The organism is Acidipila sp. EB88 (assembly GCF_003858395.1).
Taxonomy (GTDB): Bacteria; Acidobacteriota; Terriglobia; order Terriglobales; family Acidobacteriaceae; genus EB88.
In genome coordinates this window covers 76670-96664 of the sequence record NZ_QWEV01000001.1, presented here as the reverse complement: position 1 = coordinate 96664, position 19995 = coordinate 76670, and the positions used below count along the sequence as shown (strand labels likewise).

The window sequence follows — 19995 nt, the reverse complement described above, 5'->3', positions numbered from 1 at the left end:
TACCTGCTATAGTGTGCAAACGGGGTTAATCCAAGCAACTTCAGCGGCTGCAAGGCATCCGCGCGGGCATAGGAGCTAGGAAGGGTGCTCCTTTCCCATACAGTGAACTCGTTTAGCTTAGATCGCACCTGTTAGACCTTGAGGAGCCGCAAGTAATTGTTGCGCACATTTACGTTCTCGATGTCGGCATTACAGCGATGGGATAGTGGCTGAGCGAATGGTAAACAGTCGTTGCATTCGAGAAGGTGGTCACCAAACTGCGTCCAAGTGCCAGTTGTGTGCGGCTTAGGAGCCTTAACCTCTAGCGTGATGCATCCAAGTTTTGTCAGCACCTGAGCCGACAGGGCCGGTAAAAGCGAAGCGTGGTAGTCTGCTGGCGCTTGTGATCATAATCAGCTTTGTAGTTGGTAGCTAGTCGCTAGCTACCAACTAGCTACCGGTATAAAGATGCGGGGTTTACATCACCCAAGCGCTATCATCCCACCCAAAGCTCAACACGGAAGCGTTGTTCCTGCAAGCTATTGAACGGAGTGCCACGGGCTGTGAGTCGACGTGGCGCCCCCTACACTTGTATCTGAGGTTTCGCTAGACGCTTTTCATCGCGACGCAATCGCTCGAACATTTCCTGCATTTCGTCTACTTCCGGAACCTGGCGGGGCACAGGGGGCGCCTCAAGGGAGGCCTCGATGGAGCCGAGATCCTGTTCCAGGGCCAGTACGAGCAGGTAGAGGTTCTGGAGCAGGGAAGCGGGATCGGCGCCGCGGATCTCGATCCGGCCGGGCTCGATCTGGATCTCAGGCGGAAGGTCGCGGAGCATCACGGCGTGGAGGTCCTCGGGGAGGTCGACCTTGAGCGACCGCGGCCGAGGCACAGGTTCGGCGAACAGGAGCCGTTCGCGGTGGGCAGCCGTGAGGTCGTCCGCAGAGTCGACTGCTTCCAGGTAGCGGAGCAGGGCGGCGCGGGAGACCAGGTAGGTTCCGCCGATGTTTTGGACCTCGCCGATGGCGCGCATGAGGGATTGGGCGGTGACGCGCTGGACCGCGAAGACCCGCTCGAGATCGCGCCGGGTCCAGCTTTCGGTCACAGAATGCCGCACCCGCTCGGCGATCGCGCCGGCCCGATGCCGCCAGGACACGGTCCGGGACATGGTTTCTCCCTCCAGATCAGCTCTCCCAAGGCTACCTCATTGTTGGCCGGCCTGCCAATATTGCGTGTCTGGGGTGTGTATTTCTGATGCGTGATAAGAGATACTTCTCAGGGGTCAGCGTGCTATCGTCGGCTGAGAGGCCGAAAAGGGCCTACCGAACGGGAGTGCGCGATGGACGAAGTGGACCTGGATCGACCCTCGCATTTGCGTTCTTCACCGTTCGCACTCGCCGGCACGAAGCCCTCTCTCCCGGAGCTGGCTCCGGACGATCCCCTCTGGCGCACGGCCGAGGCAGCCAACCAGTATGTACGAGCCGCCAAATCCCCGGCGACCCGCCGCGCCTATGCCGCGGACTGGCGGCACTTCGCGGCATGGTGCGGGGAGCACGGCCTCCAGTCGCTCCCGGCGGAACCCGCGACGGTCGCCCTTTACCTGGCCGCGCTCGGCGCGACCCACAAACCTGCCACCATCACCCGTCGATTGACCGCGATCTCGGCGGTCCACGGGGAAGCCGACCACCCGTCGCCAGCCAACCTCTCGCATCGCCTGGTCGCCGACACCCTGCACGGCATCCGCCGGACGCTCGGGACCTCGCAGAAAGCAAAAGAGCCGCTCTCGGTCACCCAGCTCATCCGGGTCCTCGATCATCTCGAGGGCGGACTGCTTGCCGCCCGCGACCGGCGTTGCTGCTGGTTGGGTTTTCAGGCGGGCTCCGCCGGTCGGAAGTGGCTACCTTATCGATAGACAAGCTCGAGTGGCACAAAACCGGCATCACGATCCGGCTCGAGCGCTCCAAGACCGACCAGGAGGGCGAGGGCAGGGAAGTGGAGATCCCGCTTGGGCAACACCCCGAGACCTGCCCGGTCCGCGCGCTGAAAAGCTGGCTCGAGCGGGCCAACCTCACCGAGGGCCGGGTCTTCCGCCGGGTCGATCGCCACGGCAACGTGGGGATGGCCCTCGATAAGGATTCGATCGGGGTCATCGTGCAGCGCTCGGTCAAACGGGCCGGGTTGGCCGCGAAGCACTATGGCGGCCATTCTCTGCGCGCCGGCTTCGCAACCCAGGCGTATCTCAAGGGCGCAACCGAGCTCGAGATCATGCAGCAAACCGGGCATCGCTCGCTCGCCATGGTCCGTCGCTACATCCGCGAAGGCAAGAAACTGCGGCAGACCGCAGCGGGGAAGCTCGGGCTGTAGCTGGCATCCGGGAACCTATGATCAAGCGACCAAAACAAAGCGTGGGACTGTTCATGTTTCGCGAAACTACGGCCCGGAGTTGTTCTCTGTGTATCCAGGCAGGCCTAGTGGGCAGGTCGCCACTATGCCGTCTGGGTACTGCCGAAGGGAAGCGAATGGGGAGTTGAATGCTGCAGCTTGGCCCACTCTGGAGCAGCGCTAGCGCCTCGATTGCAAACGTCTGGCTCGCAGTCGTTCGGGAAGATGGTTAAGGAGGCGAGGCGAGGCGGGGTGGCTGGGATCGGCCGGGACGTCGCGAGCCTCACCAAGATCCCGAACCTCCGGCAGACGGCGCCCGCTTGCGAGACGTGGCTGAGGAAAGAACAGAGAGGGAATTGCAGGGCCTTGGCACCACTCATCGTTGAAGATACTCAGATACGGGAGAGCAACTGGGTGATCGCCTCCTTCCCCAAGAGGGAGCCTGATCCGGACCCTAGCAGATTTATTTGGTTGAAGCACGATATTCATGCCTGGCTAGCGGCGGGAACGGTGGAGGCCGACCGTTGCTGCGCTCCATCTCAAGGGCGATAAGGTTAGGGAAAAATGAATGGCTGGTCATCTGGGCGTTCCTCACTGCTGCGGTTAGGGAAGTCGGGATCGACCGCTCCGGTCCCATGACCTGCGCAACGTCTGCGCCACACTGTGACGTTTGGCCGGTGCCGCCTCGAGAAATCAAGATACTGCTAAGGCACTCCCCGATACGAACGTTCAAGCGCTTTCTTTGATCGGAGCGGAGGATCGCCGTGGCAGCAAATGATGACGTCGATCACTGACCTTAGGGGGAGAGATGGCAGCCGCACTCCTGAAGCCCGAAGGGAATCGGGTGCAGCCGGCTATTTGACGGCTATTCGAGCACTAACTTCAGAGTGCGTTACTGGGTCATCCGAGTCGCAAGCGTTCCTTCTGGAACTCTGCGCATTTTACTTCCCTGACTGGGAGTGCCAGAAGTACGCGAGTCCAAACATTGTTACGTCGGCTTGGTCCTCTACGGATCCCTTCTGCAGCGATGCGTGTCGATCGACCTGAATCCAGTAGATCTTGACCCGACAGGCCATCGGCGAATGGGCAGGTATGGTCGAATCATGGCTGTAGCTCAGGCGCATTCCCGGACGACAATCCCGGCGCCATTATTCTCTGCACCCATAGGAACAACGTAGCGGCGTGCTCCTTCGTGCTTCAGGAGAGCTTGGCGAGCCCTTACCAGTTCGTCCTGCTGTACATGGATGAACCTCGAGCTGATCTTGAACAGAAACGCATAGCAGTTGCAATTGGTACTGAATAGCTTGGCAGCGATTTTCATTCATCCGCGCTGAACAATAGAAAAATCTGTTAAAAGTCATGAAGAGGAGTCGCTGAGTGAAAACATCGCACCTGGATCTCCTTCTTTTTGCGGAGGAGCGTGAACGGATTCGATTTCTTCTCCAAAGTCTTTCCGAGATGGCCGCTCAACTTGATGCAGCGAGCATTCAACAAGCTCTCTCCGCAATTCGTAGCAACTTGGATTCTGACGATTTTCAGATCGCTGTAGTTGGGGAGTTCTCGCGCGGCAAGTCAACCTTCATCAACGCGTTGATGGGGGCAAAGATTCTCCCTTCCTCCGTAGCTCCGACCACTACTGTCCTGACCGAAATCGTTCATGGTGGCGCAACTGAATTTCTCCTTTGTTATCGTGATGGGAGCGAAGAAGCTTCTATCTCGGCAGCCGAGTTTAACAGCCTCATCGCACCGGTTGAACCCGCAGACGATGACAGCGAGAGGCGAGAGTTTCAACAACGTCTAACACAGTTGCAAAAAATTGAAAGGGTGGTCATTCGCCACCCTTTTGGTGTTGAACACCAGGGTGTTCGTCTGTTAGATACGCCTGGCACCAACGACCTCGACCCGATGAGGGAACAGATCACGTTTGACATCATCCCCCGTTCAGATGCTGTCGTTTTTCTTCTATCGGCCAGGCAGGCTTTGACAGAGACTGAGATGAACTTTCTCCGTGATCGCGTGCTAAGCGCTGATATCAGCAAGCTGTTCTTCGTGCTTAACCACTCAGACAGGCTGAATGAATCGGAACTTCAAGAAGTGACGAGTGTGATCTCGCAGCGTCTGGCCTCGATTGCGCCAGGAGCCAAGCTGTATTCAGTATCCGCTCGTGCAGTCTTACGCGCTCGGTTGCAGCAACAGGAAGATCTCGAGTGGGAAGCTCGATTCAGGACGTTTGAGGAAGATCTAGCTCACTTTCTACTCTTTGAGAGAATGGACTCCAAACTGACAAGGCCCCGCATGCAAGGCTTGCGCCTTTGTGAGCAGTTGATTACAGGACCTCTCACCTGCCACAAAACGCTGCTAGGTTCGGACCTGCCCGGACTGCTGGCGGCGGAGACGGAAGCCAATCATCGGTGGAAAGAGGGTGCCACAGCTTTCTCGTCCGAGATAGCCCGTCTCAGAAGGAATTTGGAGCAGGGAGGCAGGGACATCGCCCTGAAGCTACGTGGCGAGCTTCACAAAGTGGCCGACGTCGCGATAGGTGTCTTGAGGCAGGGCTACAAAGAATTGAGCAGCGAGCAGATCCAGCAGCGGATAGAGGAAGAAGTTGCGAGTCTCCAAAGATTGCTCCATGTGAAGCTTAACGACTGGCAAGAAGCCGCAATGCGAAGCTCGCTAGAGTCATCTCATGCGCAGATTAGCGAAGCTCTAATTCTCTCGGGCCTGGGACCGGAGATATTTGGCTTTAAATGTTCCTCCGAAATCGCACAAACTCTCGAAGAGCCTTTGCTGACGGGCGAACACCAGTTTCTGATTCGAGCCGGGGCCGCTGCTATGGGGCTGATCTTTATTCCAATCGCATTCCCTTTTGCCATCGCTACTGGCTGGTTCGGAGGGGGGCGCATTTTGGATTGGCTGGAGAACAGAAGAAGAGAAGAGATGATGGCCAAAGTACGCTTATCCCTGGAGGAGCGTTACAGATCTACGATTCCAAACACTCTCAAGCGATTCGAACATGCGTGGGCCATGAAGGTCTCGGATGTCATTCAGGCTCTGGAAGCCAGCTTCGAGGGTCGATTGGCCGACCTCAAGGCTGTTCACACCGCTTCTCTTGCTCGGATCCGCGCAGCCGAAGCTGATCGCGCTTCAGAATATGCCAGGTTACAGTCCCTTGAGACTCGTGTAGGTGAAGTGCGTCACGGCCTGGAGCGAGGTAGACGATAGTGAAGCAAAGTGGAGCTTTGCAAAGCCTCGCTGAGAATGCTTCACGTGCACAGGTGATTGCGCGATCATTGGGCGCGTTGAGTGAGGTGGGCGAACTAAATGAGTGGGCCGAGGACCTGAAGGATCCTTTTAAAGTTGTTGTTCTCGGAGAGTTCAATCGCGGGAAGACTTCAGTTCTCAACGCCTTGTTTGGCATAAGAACTCTTCCAGTCGGAGTACTGCCGACGACATCGGTCATCACCGTGTTGCGCTACGCCAGGGAGCCTTATGTCCGGGTCTTTTATAACGAAGGCTCCCCAGAAGAACTGCCCTGGAGCAAGGATGCGATGGAACAGTACATCGGCAGCGAAGCCGACCTGTCACGGATCAGCTTCGTCGACGTCGGCTATCCACATCCTTTGCTCGAAACGGGAGCGGTCTTCGTGGACACTCCGGGGGTTTCAGATCTAAACAAGCAAAGGGTGGAGGTCACGTATCACTATGTCCCCCGTGCCGACGCCGTGCTTTTTCTCCTAGACTCCACCACCCCTGTCACGCAATCGGAGATGGACTTCCTGCAGACCACAGTCATGCAGGCTGACGTTTCGAGGCTTCTCTTTCTTGCAAATTTTATAGATCTTCTTGAGGTTGAGGAAAGAGGTGACGCAGTTCGACTTGCCGGTCGCAGAATTCGAGAAAGCGTTGGCGAAAACTGCGATGTGATCGCGATCTCTGCCAAGGAGGCACAATCTGGTGGCTCCGATGAGGGCACAGGCTTTGCATCATTAGAGCGATGGCTTTTAGAGACAATCAACAGGAGTCAGCACTCAGAAGAACGCGTCGACCGATTCAGGTCGCGCCTTCTCTCAATAGTGAACAGGCTCAGAGGCATAGTAGAGGATCGACTCCGTCTCTCTACGCTCAAGCAGGATCAACTACAACTGGAAGTGAGCAGGCTTTCGCACGTATTTGAAGAGCGCCTCAAGAAGGTGCAACGACTGGCCATCTGGCTGCGTGATCGCGAGGAAGAACTGCTAGCGATGACGGCAAAGTCGATGGATTGTCTCCGCGAAACCATGGAAGAAGAAATCCTTGATCAGCTGCAAAACTATGGGGGCCGCGACTTTCGTCAGGCAGTAGGTCAGGTGCCACTAACCGTGAAACGCCGTCTGAAGATGTGGGTGGATTCGCGTACGCCCGTTCTTCAGAAGCTGTTCCATCAAGTCAATTGCGGTCTCACGGACGCACTAGGCCGCGAGTTCCACACAGAAGTGCCGCTCCTGCGACTGGGTGCTGTATCCATCGATAAACAGGCCGGAGCCATCGAAATGACTGTTCCGCCGGAGTTTGCCTCTGCGCAGATCAAGGCCGGTGCGATTGCGGGATTGGCCATGGTCGCCGCTCAAGCAGTCGGTTTCGCAATGTTTCCTCTCATCGGTCTTGTTGGACTACCATTCCTGCAAGACAAGCTACTGAAAGGGTCTACCGAACGCGATAAACAGACACTCATCCCCGGTGTACGTGCTGCGCTCTGTGCGAGCCACGACGCATTTCGCTCCTCGGTTCTGGATTCAATCCGCGTGCAGTTCCAGGCGTTAGGAGCAGCTGCAGAAGAACAGTACCGAAGGCTTGCAGAAGCAGAAGTTCATGCCGCCAGAGGAGAGATTGTCGCGAGGTCGGTGCTCGATGATCAATGGACAAGCTTTCAACAACCCAAGTACGCAGAGATTTTAGACGAACTGCAAGGAATCATTTCAAGAGTTCAAGGAGCGGAGGGCGCTGTCTCACATGAGTTCCGAATTTAACGACATCCATCAAGCCATCCATGAAGGTCTGCTTACCGAATATTTCGAGAATGGTCATCTCACTTCGACGGACGTTCATTTCCAGGATCAGATCGACGTGTTTACCGCTGATGGTCTGCACCAGACCGTGAGATCAAATGCAATGGGCGGCCACGACGTGACCCTAGACGGGCAAGTAGTCGAGAGAAGTATCCCGGATGGACACGGGCACACGCAGCTCTACACTGGAGAAATGCATCCTTTGGGCTCGTTGAGTGGAAATGTGCATGGCGGCCACGACCTACTCGACAATGCAGGAGTGCTGGTAAGCAGCAGCATCCCGCACGGCGGCGGGTTCGAGACTGTAATGCATTTTGAGGATCCGCTCGTGCATAGCAGCGACTACAACTTTCCCGACTTCATCTTTTAGCCGAAATGGAGAATCTGGTTCCTGCGACCGCTACTCACATAAGCCGAGCTCTCAGGCACGCTGCTGATCGTTTAGGGGAGCTTCCTGAGTTACGTGAAACGGCCGACCTGATCCGCTCAGCCGCCGATGACGTCCTCTTGCCTCCTCTGGTTGTAGTCTTAGGCGCCTTCAACGCCGGTAAGTCTACGTTGCTGAATGCACTTTTGCAGCGTCCGCTACTTGCCATGCATGTACTACCTTCGACGGCGGTCGTAACCCTCTTGCGGGCTCCCCGTCTGGGTAAACCCGCCATCCAGGCTTTCAAAGAGGGTCGCCACGCGTGGTTCGGGGACATGGATTCCTTAAGCCAGATCTCAGCAGAGGGAGATTCATCTCTGGCTCCCCTTAGGGAGTCGTGGTCGCACATAGAGGTTGGTGTCGACGCAGCGATCCTCGAGCGTGCAACGCTGGTCGACACGCCGGGGTTGAACTCGATCATCGAGTCACACACCTTGGGCACGCAGAGATTCCTGAAGCGGGCGAGAGTAGCGGTCTGGGTCACCTCTGCCTTGCAGCCGATGAGCAAGAGCGACCTGGAACAAATCCAAAGGCTACCTGAAAGATGCAAGCTTCTCATTGCGCTTAATCAGACGGATGAGCTTGATCCAGACGAGGATCCGATTGAGGCCATCTGTCAGCGAGTGGACAGGTTAATTTCACGCCCGAAGCAGGTAGTACCTATCTCTGCAAAAATGGCCCTTGAAAGCTTTCGAGCCTCTGACCAAGACATGCTGCGGCGAAGCAATCGAGGTGCCCTTCTCGCTGCTCTCGAGGGCCAACTTGCGGATCTGGTTGATGGCAATGCGGATGGCTATGCCATATACGTAGCTTTTGAGGAGTGGCGAAAGGTTTTAAAAGCTTCAGCTGCGAAACGGCTTGTCATTGTCCGGGAGCTTGACTCCTTGAACACGAGAAACGGGGCGCTGGAGTCTGAGTTTGCTCTCCTCAGGTCCGCTGCTGAACGCTTTTCTGGAACAGGGAACGCCGTGGCCGCCGTCCTCCTTGCGAAGGATTGCTTCTTTGAACACTTGCCAATAGAGATTCGGTCCACGCTTAAGGAGGCGGCAGACAGCACCCTATCTATAGTCTCGCTCGAAGAAGAGATGCGGTTTAAGTGGGATTCTTGGGAGCTGCGCCAAAAGTCACTCAATGAGCAGCGAGCTCGCCTGTATGAGGCCCAGGCTGAATACAAAAACTCCGGCTTCTTCGGCACCGAACCTGTTTTATTTAAGGGCAAAAGGGCGGAGTTGGATCGAACGGGGCGGGAGCTCGATCAACGCCGTGGTGAGCTGGAACGGGACAAGCGTTCTCTTCGGGAGAAGCAACAGAGCCTGATTCACCGACGCCAGCAATCGAACGATCTTTGCGCCGAAGCATTGCCTTTGTTAGCTAAGGAAATACATACGCTCTTAACGGCCGCTGCCGAAGATCGAAATCTAATTTGTCAGCGTTACAACTCACTCTTGCATCAGCTCGAGCAAAGTCGAGCTGGATGCCGACTCGCGTCCCAAGTTCTCGAGAGAGGAGCATGGGGCCTATTTGATCTATCGAAGGGTTACGCCGAAGTCGTCTTCTTACTGCCCGAGCTATCCGAGGCGCTCCGCGCCGAAGCAACCTTTCCTCACCACTATCAGACGCTCTCTCTCGTAAGTCTCCCTGATCCTGTGACGATCCCGTTCCTGCCTTTGCCGCCTTTCCTCCCAGAAGGGCCGAGGAAAGAGGAGTCTTATTCGATCCGCTTCTTCATGCTTGTGGCGGCATTGGGCTGTCTCCTTTTGATCTCCCTATTTGTTTTGTGGCCGCGCGCAGGCCGCAACGGCCCTTTGATGTCAAGCGATATACGCGCAGCAGTCGATGCGAGGGTGAAAGCTGACGCTGCAAGCCCTCAGAGCCTTGAGCCTAGTCACGATGAGCGCCTCAAAGCCTCGCAGGGATTGACGGAAGGGGCGGTCCAAGGCGTGAATACTCTCTCAGAATCTGCATCTTCTCTGCCTGCACAGCAAGTAAGTGTGGGTCAAGATTTCCAAGATCAGAAGACGGCTGAGGCTTCAGAGTTTCCTCGCTTTACGCAGTCGGTGGGGCAACTTGATAGGGATGGTTTTCCAATCTCAGGTGCGAAGCTGTGCCTACTTCAACGGCCGGATATCTGCTTTCAAATGCCTCCGCATACCACAACAGCTGCTGCGACGCTTACCTATCAATTTGCATTAGATCCCCGTACAGAGCGTTTGCCACTCGCAAATGGAGGATCGTGGGTGTTCTTCTCTGCAGCATTTTCTGCCGGCGGGAGTGGTTTACTTGAGCGAATCGCCATACTGCGGTATGAGAAAGATGCCAGTGGCGGCAGAATCGTCAATCTTATGCCTTTTGTAAGCGCGACTAATGTGAGCGATCGCGCAATGTGGTCGATTCCGAGTGCATCACCCTTTCCCATTTTGGTGCATGCCGACTTTGTGTGGAAAGATGGGGAATCGCATTTTGGTGCACACTTCTACAATGTGACGGTGTGGCGCTTCGATCCAAGCCAAGATAAGTATGTGGAAGCATTTTCCTATCAGACTAGCAAGCGTTACGGCGATGAAGATGACAGCAAGCCAGCGCATGTTCTTGCTTCGGAACGGGCGGAAATCCTTGGCCGACTAGGTTGATGTGATGGCGCGCAATCGAGCTAGTTTGTCTGACCATGACAAAACACCTCACCATGAACTTACGGGAGGGTAAGCGACGCAGCTGCGATCCTCGCTCTAGGTAAAGTCAACCACACTAGCGTAGCAAGAGCAGCTCAGAGAGTGCGACGATCGAGATCACCTAACCGAGCTCGAATGCAAGGGCCTATTAACAGATGACAGACCTTCAATGGTCCACGCTATGGAAGCCAGTCTCCACCGCAGCTTCATGGCCGTACTCTCTGAGGATGATGAGCGTCGTTCGTCAGTGAGCGTTCTTGAGCGCGCTTTGCGGTCCTCCGCTCTTACAAGCGCAGCTAAAAAGGATCTGGCCGGGCTGCGCCGCAATAACGTCGTCGCAGAGAGCCTTTACCGTTCACTCACGAGAATCTATGACCAGCACAATCTTAGAGATCAAGCCGTCCGGGGAAATGCAAAGTCGGAATCTCAGGTTCCTCGAATCATTTGCAGCGAGGCCTTCATCTAAAGGGTCGTTCGACATAGAGGTATGCCGCTATTCGCCGTCAGGTGACGATGGCGGCTCGTCAGGGTAATCAACTGGCATCTTCTTATCTTCGATATCAGAATTGAAGTTGTAGTCGAATAGATCTAGGGTTGCTTGGTGCCTGTTGTTGGCGTTATAGGACTCAACGGTGGTGCTATGAGCAACACAGTCAGCCAGGATACCCTGCCTGTTCTGTGCAAGCGAAACTCTCATATGCTGAGGTTTGGCGGTGACGATGTCAGCCCAAATCACCATTTGCTCGCCCTTGTCTGAAATGCGGACAGGGTGCATTCTTTTTACGTCTCTGCCCTGTGGGTCTATGTAGTGCTGAACCCTCAAAGCACCCGCTTTGGCGCACGGCGGAGGCGGCCAACCAGTACGTGCGGGCCGCCAGATCCCCGGCCACCCGCCGCGCCTATGCCGCGGACTGGCGCCACTTCGCGGCATGGTGCGGGGAGCACGGCCTCCAGTCGCTCCCAGCTGAACCGGCAACGGGCCCTCTACCTGGCCGCGCTCGGCGCAACCCACAAACCTACCACCATCACCCGCCGATTGACCGCGATCTCGGCGGTCCACGGGGAAGCCGACCACCCATCGCCAACCAACCTCTCGCATCGCCTAGTCGTTTCTAGGTGTGGAAGGATTTAGTCCGCGGAATCTCCGGTACATGCGTACGTTTGCCGAGGCTTGGCCCGAGACGACAATCTTGCAACAGCTTATTGCCAAATTGCCTTGGGGCCACAATCTGCGCGTTCTAGACCGGGTCAAGGACCGGCCGACGAGGGAGTGGTACCTCCGCGCTGCCTTGGAGAATGGTCGGAGCCAGAACATTCTGGTGCATATGATCTCTGGCCAACTTCACGAAAGGGAAGGGGAGACCCTCTCGAACTTTCAGAGAACCCTCCCGCCGCCTAGATCAGACATGGCGAATCAGCTTCTGCGTGACCCCTACAATTTCGATTTCCTGACGCTCACGAAGCCGTTTGCCGAACGAGAGCTTTCTGAACTTGAGCGAGTTCAACGGCAGGGAAGTCGAGCCGCTGGCTCGTGAGCTGCGCGACCGCGTTCACCGCTGGGTCGGCATCCCCACCTGTGTTGGCATTGCACCTACGAAGACCCTTGCGAAGGTGACCAACTTCATCGCCAAGGAACGTCCGCAGTATCGCGGGGTCTGCGATCTGCGTTCCAGCCGCGTGCGGGCGGAGCTGCTACCCACCGTGCCGGTCGAAGAGGTCTGGGGCATCGGCGGAGCCTCGGCCGCAAAGCTCGCGAAGCTTGGAATCCTGACGGCGGCGCACCTAGCTGCCCTCGAACCGGACGACGCCCGCGCTCTTATGACCGTGACCGGGGGCCGCACGGTATACGAGCTGCGCGGGATCTCCTGCATGCCTTTGGAACTGATAGAGCCGACCCGGAAGGGAATCGCCGTCACTCGCAGCTTCGGGGCTCCGGTCACTTCCTGGCAGCCGATGCGGGAGGCCATCGCCAGCTACGCTACTCGTGCGGCGGAAAAAATGCGGCGCTACAGGGTCGCCGCCGAAAATATTTCGTCTTCATGCACACAAATACCTTCAACAACGATCCGTTCTATGCCAACGGTGCTCCGGCCCGGTTCGCGGAAACAACCAACGACACCGGGGAAGTAATCTCCCTGGCCGAGCGCTTGGGAGAACGGCTCTGGCGCGACGGCTTTCGGCATTCAAAGTGCGGCATTATGATTACGGAGCTGCTGCCTGAAACCATCCGGCAACCGGCCCTCTGGGGCGAGCTGGATCGGGATCGTAGAGAACAGGCATGGAAGGTCATGAATAAGCTCAATGCCACCCTCGGGCGTGATACCGTACGCATTCTCGGGGCAGGGTCAAAGGACGCCTGGAAACTCAGAGCTGAGCATCGCTCGCCACGATGGACTACACGGTGGGATGAGCTGCCGAAGGTGCGTGCAAGCTAACAATCAGCTGATCCACGTGTGGTGCGCCGCAAGGTTCAAACACAAATCGGGCAGGTTTGTGTTTGATTTAATATCGTCATTGTGAGCTATACTGAAGTGGGTCGGGAGCGCTGCATTTTAGCGGTGCGTAGAACTTCGGTTCTCCTGGCCGATCTCTTAAAGGGCTGCTCCTGAGCAGCCCTTTCGCTTTTGGGATGGGAAAGATGCACCTTCTGTACGTTGACGAATCCGGCGCTATTGGAAATCCCACCGAAAAGTTTTTCATACTCGCCGGTGTTTCAGTATTCGAGCGCAATACGCACTGGATTGAGCGAGATCTAAACGAAATTGCAGCACGCTTCAACAAGGAAGAACCGTATACTGTGGAGCTTCATGGAAGCCCTATGCGCTCAGGCAAGGGTTTCTGGAAACATCAACCGCGAGATGTACGAGAACAGGCGATCATCGATGCTCTGAGTGTTGGGATACGGGATCGACAGCACAGGCCTCGTCTTATTGGCGCAGTGCTCCAGAAGGAGAACCACACTGGTAAAGAGATGTCTGAGGTTGCTTTTGAGCAGCTAAGCAGCCGCTTCGACATGTATCTTACGCGGCTTCATCTAAAGCAACAGGACACACATCGTGGGTTGATGATCTTTGATGAGTGCTCAACGGAAAAACGAATACAAACACTCGCCCGAGAATTCAAGCACAGTGGTCACACCTATGGAAAAATTAGAAACTTCGCCGAAGTACCCGTGTTTCTCGATTCACGGGCTTCACGGCTTATCCAACTAGCAGATCTCGTCGCTTATGCAATGTATCGTCATTTTGAACATGGAGACTCGAAATATTACGACGTCATCTATCCATGTTTCGACCATGATGGTGGGGTAGCTCACGGCTTATACATCCGCTAGCTTGTCGAACTCCCAGCTGGTGCCGTTTCAGCTAGGAGATGAAGGCCGTCAAGATGTTTTCGGCGTCAGAGTAAGTTCACGTTCGAGCAGGTCTGCTTTCGCTCGCAACCTGGCTGATTGAAGCGCCAACCCGGCGATCTCAGCTTCCTGAGTGGGATCGAGACGAACAATCTGCTCTGATGCAAGGTCATCCGGCTTGAACTCTGGCACGCTAGAACCCGATCCAGACTTGACTTCAATCTAATCGAAGTGAGTTCGGCTGATTCAGTTCGAATCTGATCGGTCGCGGTCCTCCATAAAAGGTGAACAACGGACAATGTCTAATGAAGAGCTGAATCAGCGGAACTACTTTGTAAACGGGAAGCTACGTGGAGAGATGTTCGGCGATTTCGAAGCAATGAACATTGGTGGCACCAGCGTCCGGGAGCTGAAAGCTGTAGGTATCGACCTACTAATTCCCGAGTCGGTCAGTTTCCCCTGGACCCTCTATGCAGCACCGAAGAAACCTGGTAATGCTAAGCCGGACCGAGTCTTCCTGCGACGCGACGCGGGCAAGCTTAGGGTTGTGGCGAACGCCGAACAAAAAGCTCCCACTAAACTTCGGAGTTCGAAGGAGGTTCTGAAAGCGGCCGAACAGGCTCTTTTTGCAGGTGCTGCTATGGGCACCACTATAGCGGCCATCTCCAATGGTTCGAACTGGATGTACATCGACGTCGAAAAATCACTTCTCGCCGGAGAGGTGGTTTACTTCCCCGAAACTCGCGATTTCGGTCCGGGAGTGTTAGCAAACCTGATAGTGGGAGATGCGGGAGTGGCCAAAGATCCCGCTCCTCTTGCAGACACCGTATGGCAGATGATCTGGCACGCCACTAAGGAGGAGCCCAAACAATGCCTGCTAACGTTCGTCGAAATCTTCGTTCTGAAGTTTCTCTCTGACAATCTTCCCCTCAAGTCTCTCCCGGATGCCTACCGGTTTTACGGCCTGCTGACTGACCCGAAGCAGTTTCAAGAGCAGCAAGGCGTAACAGCTATTGAATATTATGTTTCGAAGATTCGACCGTTCATCAAGAGTCTTTTCCCCGACAATACTCTGGCGGTGGATCCGCTTGTCAGCTCAACATTTGGCTTGAAGACAATCGTTTCCAAGACCTCCGTGATAAACGGATTCGCTTTTCTACGATCATCGAGCGTGACCCTGGCTGGATTCAACCGCATCTTCATGGAAATTCTAAGGGAGTTCCAGAATTTTGGACCGCTAACGACAATCGATCTCGAGTTCAAGCTACGCCTGTACGAAACATTCCTCAAGCGCAGCGCGCGCCAGCAAAAGCTTGGACAGTTTTTCACGCCGAGAAACATTGTTCGTTCCATGATCCTAATGGCTCGTCTAGAGAACCTGAAGGACGGCGCAATCGTACTCGACCCAGCCGCCGGCGTAGGTGGATTTGTTTTAGAACCGCCCCTGATCGTCCCTTCGCTTGCAAACAATACCAGTTTCAGTGAAGGTCAAGTACGCAGACGCATTCGTCTCATCGGCGTTGATGTTGATGCGAACACGCACATCTTAGCCAAAGCGAACACTCTGATCCACTTCGCCGAAGCAGTCCGGAACCCGCTGACGACCTTAAGTGCTCTGAACCAACTAATGGCCGAGACTTTCGTTCTGATGAACACCAACGAAACACTCGGATCACTACAGAATCCTCCGCGAGAGACGGTCGATATCATCCTTACAAATCCTCCGTACGTCACCAAAGGAAGTGGCGTCTACAAGGATGAGGTTCGCGAAGCAGGGACGGGCGTAAATGGAGTGGAGCTTAGAGACTACTATGATCGGAGCGGATTAGGAGTAGAGGCTCTATTCCTTCGATACATCTCCGGAGCGCTGAAGCCAGGTGGAAGAGCTTTCGTGATCGTACCTCTGGGTCTTCTCAACCGCACTGATCCAGGACCCAAGAAGCGGATTCTGGATGAATGCAATCTCCTTGCATCTATCGCGCTTCCTCGCAATACCTTCTTCAATACAGCGCAATTAACTTACATCTTGGGTCTGGAGAAACGCCACAGTCCTGCCGACAACAGGCCGGACGTCTTCTGCGGAATAGCGAGCACGATAGGCGAAACCTTGAATTGGGAGCGCATTCCTACTCCAGCTGATAACGATCTCGAAAAGATAGCAAAGATGTTCGTTGCCCATAGCGATGGGGTCACCGGCGCATTGGATGGGGCCCAAATTGCCAAGAGTGTGCCGGCAGTAGAGTTTACGGAGAACGATCGTTGGGATGTTTCCCGCTTTTGGACTGAAGATGAATCCGTAGCTCTAGGCCACAAGGACTCGGCGATCAGCCGAATGGACTTCATAGATGAGACGCGAGCCGAACTGGAAGAGATAAGTGCCGATCTAGAGGTAGCGAAAACCGACTTAAATGCACTCACGTCTGGAGATATTAAGAAGCTAAGCATGAGTGATGCAAAGTACTTTGAAGTTCGCTCGGGAACGCGCGTGACAGGCAAGGAGATTCGAGACAACCCAGGCAATCTTCCGATCTACAGCTGCTTCAAGACCGAACGAGAAGTGAAAGGGTTTGTAGCAGGGTCATTTTTTGAGGAGGCGAAGGGTGGAACGATCGAGACCCGTCCTATTGTCACTGTCAATGCGAACGGGGCAAGCGTCGGGAAAGTCTATGTCCGGAGAGATCGGTGCGGCATTACGGATGACGTCATAGTCGTTGAGATAAAGGACGCAAGCATCGATCTTGACTACTTGGCAATCGCTTTGAGGGCGGCCGTTGATAGAGGCGGCTTCCTGTATGAAGCCAAGCTGTTCGCCAAGCGAGTCCGTGAACTCGAAGTAGAAATCCCGGCTTCAGCCAACGGATTCGATATAAAGCAGCAAGTAGAAATCTCGCGTGCTGTGAGGCGGTTCGATGCACTCCGAACGCGGCTGCTCGATTTGGGCGTAAGGAGCGAGACGATCAGGGCAGTGTAGATTGCGTGATGTACCACCGAGTAGCCGCGAAAGCGATAACCAAAGAGGCACACCATAGCTTTATAGCTTTCATAGCGTAGTTTGAACGACCGCCTCACCCGTAGCGAAAGGGTGTAACGCCAGCGAGAGGAATTGAACTGGCGAAGCGGGATGGCGTCTATAAAGGCCGGAAGCGCTTGCTTACGCCGGATCGTGCTGCTGAGCTGACTCGCCGCTTGGGACAGGGCGAAAGTAAGGCGGCTCTGCCTCGTGAGTTCAAGTTGGATCGGACAACGGTGTACCGCGACATCGGACGTGCGCAGGCGGAACCTGGAAGGGCGGGGAAGTGACGCGGCTTGTTCAAAGGGTGATGCATTGTCCTTGCGGGAATCCGAAGGTCCTGGCGTTGGGATTGTGCTCAACCTGCTACACGCTGAAACGGCAGGATGAGGAATATTTTTGGGGCTTGCGCGAAGCGGTTCCGGAGCGTGATGGTTACCGATGCCGCGGCTGTGACGCTTCCGGTCGCGATAAACGCTCCATCATCGTTCACCACCGGGTGCCTGGGAAGTCAGTCTTGAACCTGATGCTTTCCCTTTGTCCTAGCTGCCATGCCAAGGTTCATCGTACCAAGGCGGTGCTCTCGGCTATGCCGCCGCTCCTTTTGGAACTATGGCGGGAGCAACATCCCAGAGGCCACGATCAGAAGCAGCTAGACTTCAGTTCGAAGAAGCCTGCGGCCAAGCTCGTTCCACTCTTTGGAGATGAGAAGGAATTAATAGTTTGATTGCTGAAATCGCGACCTTTGGATCTTCAGATCGTTAGGAGTAATGGTGAACATTCCAGATTGGATCCACACCGTCTTGATGTCCTTTGAATCTCGGACAAATCCCTTCATGGAGGTGTCCGTTGCCGACGCGCTCAGTGCCGTCAGGAAAGATCATGGTGACCTTGACGATGAGGTTTGGGCTGTCTTTCTTGCGGAGCACTCAGCCTTCATGTACCGCGAAATGCCTGATGAGGACAGTTTGTGGGGAACCTACTTCGCACCGATGATGGAATTCACCCAAGCAGACGGATCCATCCTTAGAGTGCCGAACGTTATGGACCTCAATGGCGCGACGGTGGCTCACTGGAAGGCACGAGCGAAGATTACTAAAAACCCGATCATGCGTGCTAGGTATGCCGACTGCGTCTGGGATTTAGATCGAGTCGTCACCAAAGAGAAGCGGCAGCACGAATTCGCCTTGATCGCGGCACAGTCCTATATCGAGAACGCTCGGCGAGGCGGATTCGCGGATGAAGTGAATGCAAGCACAGATTTAAGCCGCGCTCTCGACATCGAAGGCGTTCGTCAACTGACGCGGGCATTGGCGCTAGCTCGTACAGTCAATGCAAAGGAACTGCAAACCGAAGCTGTGTCTGAACTAATCGACTTTTGCGAGCGGAGCGGGAAACCCGGTGCGCCTGGCATCTGGTTGGCCCCCTTTGACTCCCTCTACGGCCAGAAGGGGCTTCTGACGCCCGCACAGCAAGATGACTTGATCAAGAATCTGGAACTCATGCTTGCGCGCACTACAAGCCAGACAGAATCGAAAGAGTTTGATCCATGGGCTGCGCAGTATGCAGCTCAGCGCTTGATCACTCACTATAAGGACACCGGGCAAACAAAGCGTCTGGTGCTGGCTTACGGGCATGCTTTCGAGACGATGGCGAAGGATGCTGCGCCCTTACTCGCAATTGCATGGCTGCAGCCTGTGATAGAGGCATACCAACAAGCCGGATTAAAAGGGGAGGCGGAGAGGCTTTCGCTCGTCGCCGCTGAAAAGGGACGAACGCTTGGTGACGACCTCAAACACGTTAAGGTAGAAGTTCCGTTTGATAGAGACCACTTTCTGAAGTCTGTGGACCGGCTCTTGGCAGGGGACGACCTCAGTACGAAGTTGTACCTTATCGCCCATGAATTCGCCCCCAAGGCAGCGCAGGTTCGGGAAACTGTGCAGCATTTGTCTGAGACAGCCCCTCTGCTCGCGAGGATTACTCATCAGGTGATTGGGCCGAGTGGACAGACAACAGCACAGATCGGGTCAGTCGATGAAGACCTAGAAGGGCGTCTGCAGAGTCAAACGGCTCAATACATAGGCATTTTGCTTCCCCTACTGAATCACACCCTGTCCGAACTGAAGCTAAGAGACAACCCGACTACGGACCAAATTATTGACGTTCTATTTAGATGTCCGCTGTTCAACGACTGTCGTAAAGAGTTGCTCCGAGAAGGTTTCGGTGCCTACCTCGGAGAAGACTGGGTGAAGGCCATTCACGTGCTCGTACCGCAGATGGAGGAAGCACTTCGCAATTTGGCAGCAGGCATCGGAATACCTGTAACGAAGACAGTGAGAACGCAGCCGGGACTCACCGATCTTAAGAATATGGGAGATGTCTTTAATGATGCGCGCGTTAGGCAGGTGCTCGGAGAAACAATGTGGCGATTCCTCACGGTCCTCTATACCGATAGGCGTGGGATCAACTTACGAAATAATGTTGCGCATGGCCTGGTTGGACCGGAGGCTTTCAATCGCTCCAGCTCCAATTTGGTGTTCCTTAGTTTCTTCGTCATCGGGTCCCTGCGAATAAAGCCAAGCGAGTAGATGACGTAGAGCTCTCAGCTATCCATACAGCAATCTTGACCGACCTGAGACGTCAGCAGGTTTAGGGGTCCCTACACCAAACTTCGAAAATCGTACGCTAGCGAAGTGAGGCAGAACGGGCAACTGGCGTGAGCGGCGCTTCTCGTTACTAATCGAGCTTTACGTATTTAATGGCTATCAAAACTGCAGCTGGGGTAAGCACAGGCTTTTAGGATACTTCATGCGGAATTTTGCGCGTAACATCCAACCGACATGGGTCAAGTACGACAGAAAGACAAGACGCAGGAAAACGACAAAAAGGGCTTGTTGTTGTGCATGTGCGTTGTTTCTTCTGCGGTGGCCTCGGTCCCTCACCGACGATCGATCGAAGATTCGACCTCTGCCGACTTTGATGAACAGCAGTTCGGGGCTGTCCCGACCAGGAGCGTCGCACTGGCCTGATGCAAGCGGGGCAAAACCCCTTAACCGGAGCTAAGGAATTTATAGCAACTCCTAAAGCTGATCACCTCGCGCATCCACGGGCATAAGGACTAAGCAAAAAGA

At 55.1% G+C, this 19995-nt stretch carries 16 protein-coding genes; 13 read left to right on the top strand and 3 right to left on the bottom strand.

Annotated elements, in window-relative coordinates:
* Positions 1-562 precede the first annotated feature (562 nt).
* Complete coding sequence (locus D1Y84_RS00450; protein WP_124846698.1) at positions 563-1147, bottom strand: hypothetical protein; 585 nt, start codon at positions 1145-1147, stop codon at positions 563-565.
* 171 nt (positions 1148-1318) lie between these two features.
* On the opposite strand from D1Y84_RS00450, the gene D1Y84_RS00445 reads away from it, so the two are divergent.
* The 6 genes from D1Y84_RS00445 (at position 1319) to D1Y84_RS00420 (ending at position 10463) form a co-directional block, all read left to right on the top strand.
* A complete protein-coding gene (locus tag D1Y84_RS00445) occupies positions 1319-1891 on the top strand; it encodes a site-specific integrase (RefSeq protein ID WP_124846766.1) in 573 nt (190 codons plus the stop codon).
* Entirely contained in the window at positions 1873-2343 is a 471-nt protein-coding gene (locus D1Y84_RS00440) for a site-specific integrase (RefSeq protein WP_233580889.1), read from the top strand. The genes D1Y84_RS00445 and D1Y84_RS00440 overlap by 19 nt, the downstream gene beginning before the upstream one ends.
* Before the next feature lie 1395 nt (positions 2344-3738).
* Entirely contained in the window at positions 3739-5583 is a 1845-nt protein-coding gene (locus tag D1Y84_RS00435; RefSeq protein ID WP_124846696.1) for a dynamin family protein, read from the top strand.
* Positions 5583-7367 (top strand): dynamin family protein, encoded by a 1785-nt coding sequence (locus tag D1Y84_RS00430; RefSeq protein ID WP_158615232.1) that lies wholly within the window; start codon positions 5583-5585, stop codon positions 7365-7367. Before D1Y84_RS00435 ends, D1Y84_RS00430 begins: the two co-directional genes overlap by 1 nt.
* Positions 7351-7776, top strand: a complete 426-nt coding sequence (locus tag D1Y84_RS00425) for a hypothetical protein (protein WP_124846694.1) — start codon at positions 7351-7353, stop codon at positions 7774-7776. Before D1Y84_RS00430 ends, D1Y84_RS00425 begins: the two co-directional genes overlap by 17 nt.
* Before the next feature lie 5 nt (positions 7777-7781).
* The gene (locus tag D1Y84_RS00420) at positions 7782-10463 is read left to right on the top strand and encodes a dynamin family protein (protein WP_124846765.1); all 2682 of its coding nucleotides are present in this window, start codon (positions 7782-7784) and stop codon (positions 10461-10463) included.
* 532 nt (positions 10464-10995) lie between these two features.
* On the opposite strand, the gene D1Y84_RS00415 is transcribed toward D1Y84_RS00420, so the two are convergent.
* Entirely contained in the window at positions 10996-11277 is a 282-nt protein-coding gene (locus tag D1Y84_RS00415; protein WP_124846764.1) for a hypothetical protein, read from the bottom strand.
* 343 nt (positions 11278-11620) lie between these two features.
* On the opposite strand from D1Y84_RS00415, the gene D1Y84_RS18765 reads away from it, so the two are divergent.
* The 4 genes from D1Y84_RS18765 (at position 11621) to D1Y84_RS00395 (ending at position 13836) form a co-directional block, all read left to right on the top strand.
* Positions 11621-12037, top strand: a complete 417-nt coding sequence (locus D1Y84_RS18765; protein WP_370245678.1) for a DUF1016 N-terminal domain-containing protein — start codon at positions 11621-11623, stop codon at positions 12035-12037.
* Positions 11970-12632 carry a hypothetical protein gene (locus D1Y84_RS00405; protein WP_124846762.1) on the top strand — a complete coding sequence of 221 codons (663 nt, stop codon included), beginning with the start codon at positions 11970-11972 and terminating at the stop codon, positions 12630-12632. Before D1Y84_RS18765 ends, D1Y84_RS00405 begins: the two co-directional genes overlap by 68 nt.
* Complete coding sequence (locus D1Y84_RS18760; RefSeq protein ID WP_124846761.1) at positions 12542-12937, top strand: DUF4113 domain-containing protein; 396 nt, start codon at positions 12542-12544, stop codon at positions 12935-12937. The genes D1Y84_RS00405 and D1Y84_RS18760 overlap by 91 nt, the downstream gene beginning before the upstream one ends.
* A 203-nt stretch (positions 12938-13140) precedes the next feature.
* On the top strand, positions 13141-13836 hold the full coding sequence (locus tag D1Y84_RS00395; protein WP_124846760.1) for a DUF3800 domain-containing protein: 696 nt from the start codon (positions 13141-13143) through the stop codon (positions 13834-13836).
* Between the two features lie 48 nt (positions 13837-13884).
* Here D1Y84_RS00395 and D1Y84_RS17760 read toward each other — a convergent pair whose 3' ends face one another.
* Positions 13885-14046, bottom strand: coding sequence for a hypothetical protein (locus D1Y84_RS17760; protein WP_158615237.1), 162 nt, complete (start codon positions 14044-14046; stop codon positions 13885-13887).
* Between the two features lie 106 nt (positions 14047-14152).
* On the opposite strand from D1Y84_RS17760, the gene D1Y84_RS00390 reads away from it, so the two are divergent.
* The 3 genes from D1Y84_RS00390 to D1Y84_RS00375 all read left to right on the top strand — a co-directional run bounded on the left by D1Y84_RS00390 (position 14153) and on the right by D1Y84_RS00375 (position 19452).
* The gene (locus D1Y84_RS00390) at positions 14153-16825 is read left to right on the top strand and encodes an N-6 DNA methylase (protein WP_124846759.1); all 2673 of its coding nucleotides are present in this window, start codon (positions 14153-14155) and stop codon (positions 16823-16825) included.
* Positions 16826-17001: 176 nt separating this feature from the next.
* Positions 17002-17154 (top strand): hypothetical protein, encoded by a 153-nt coding sequence (locus D1Y84_RS18255; protein WP_255424319.1) that lies wholly within the window; start codon positions 17002-17004, stop codon positions 17152-17154.
* Between the two features lie 480 nt (positions 17155-17634).
* Positions 17635-19452 (top strand): DUF4209 domain-containing protein, encoded by a 1818-nt coding sequence (locus tag D1Y84_RS00375; protein ID WP_124846758.1) that lies wholly within the window; start codon positions 17635-17637, stop codon positions 19450-19452.
* Positions 19453-19995 lie beyond the last annotated feature (543 nt).

Excerpts from the sequence above, each read along its gene's own strand:
- D1Y84_RS00450 (WP_124846698.1), bottom strand. The coding sequence starts at position 1,147 with ATGTCCCGGACCGTGTCCTGGCGGCATCGGGCCGGCGCGATCGCCGAG.
- D1Y84_RS00445 (WP_124846766.1), top strand. The coding sequence starts at position 1,319 with ATGGACGAAGTGGACCTGGATCGACCCTCGCATTTGCGTTCTTCACCG.
- D1Y84_RS00425 (WP_124846694.1), top strand. The coding sequence starts at position 7,351 with ATGAGTTCCGAATTTAACGACATCCATCAAGCCATCCATGAAGGTCTG.
- D1Y84_RS00420 (WP_124846765.1), top strand. The coding sequence starts at position 7,782 with ATGGAGAATCTGGTTCCTGCGACCGCTACTCACATAAGCCGAGCTCTC.
- D1Y84_RS00415 (WP_124846764.1), bottom strand. The coding sequence starts at position 11,277 with ATGCACCCTGTCCGCATTTCAGACAAGGGCGAGCAAATGGTGATTTGG.
- D1Y84_RS18760 (WP_124846761.1), top strand. The coding sequence starts at position 12,542 with ATGCACACAAATACCTTCAACAACGATCCGTTCTATGCCAACGGTGCT.
- D1Y84_RS00395 (WP_124846760.1), top strand. The coding sequence starts at position 13,141 with ATGCACCTTCTGTACGTTGACGAATCCGGCGCTATTGGAAATCCCACC.
- D1Y84_RS00390 (WP_124846759.1), top strand. The coding sequence starts at position 14,153 with ATGTCTAATGAAGAGCTGAATCAGCGGAACTACTTTGTAAACGGGAAG.
- D1Y84_RS00375 (WP_124846758.1), top strand. The coding sequence starts at position 17,635 with ATGGTGAACATTCCAGATTGGATCCACACCGTCTTGATGTCCTTTGAA.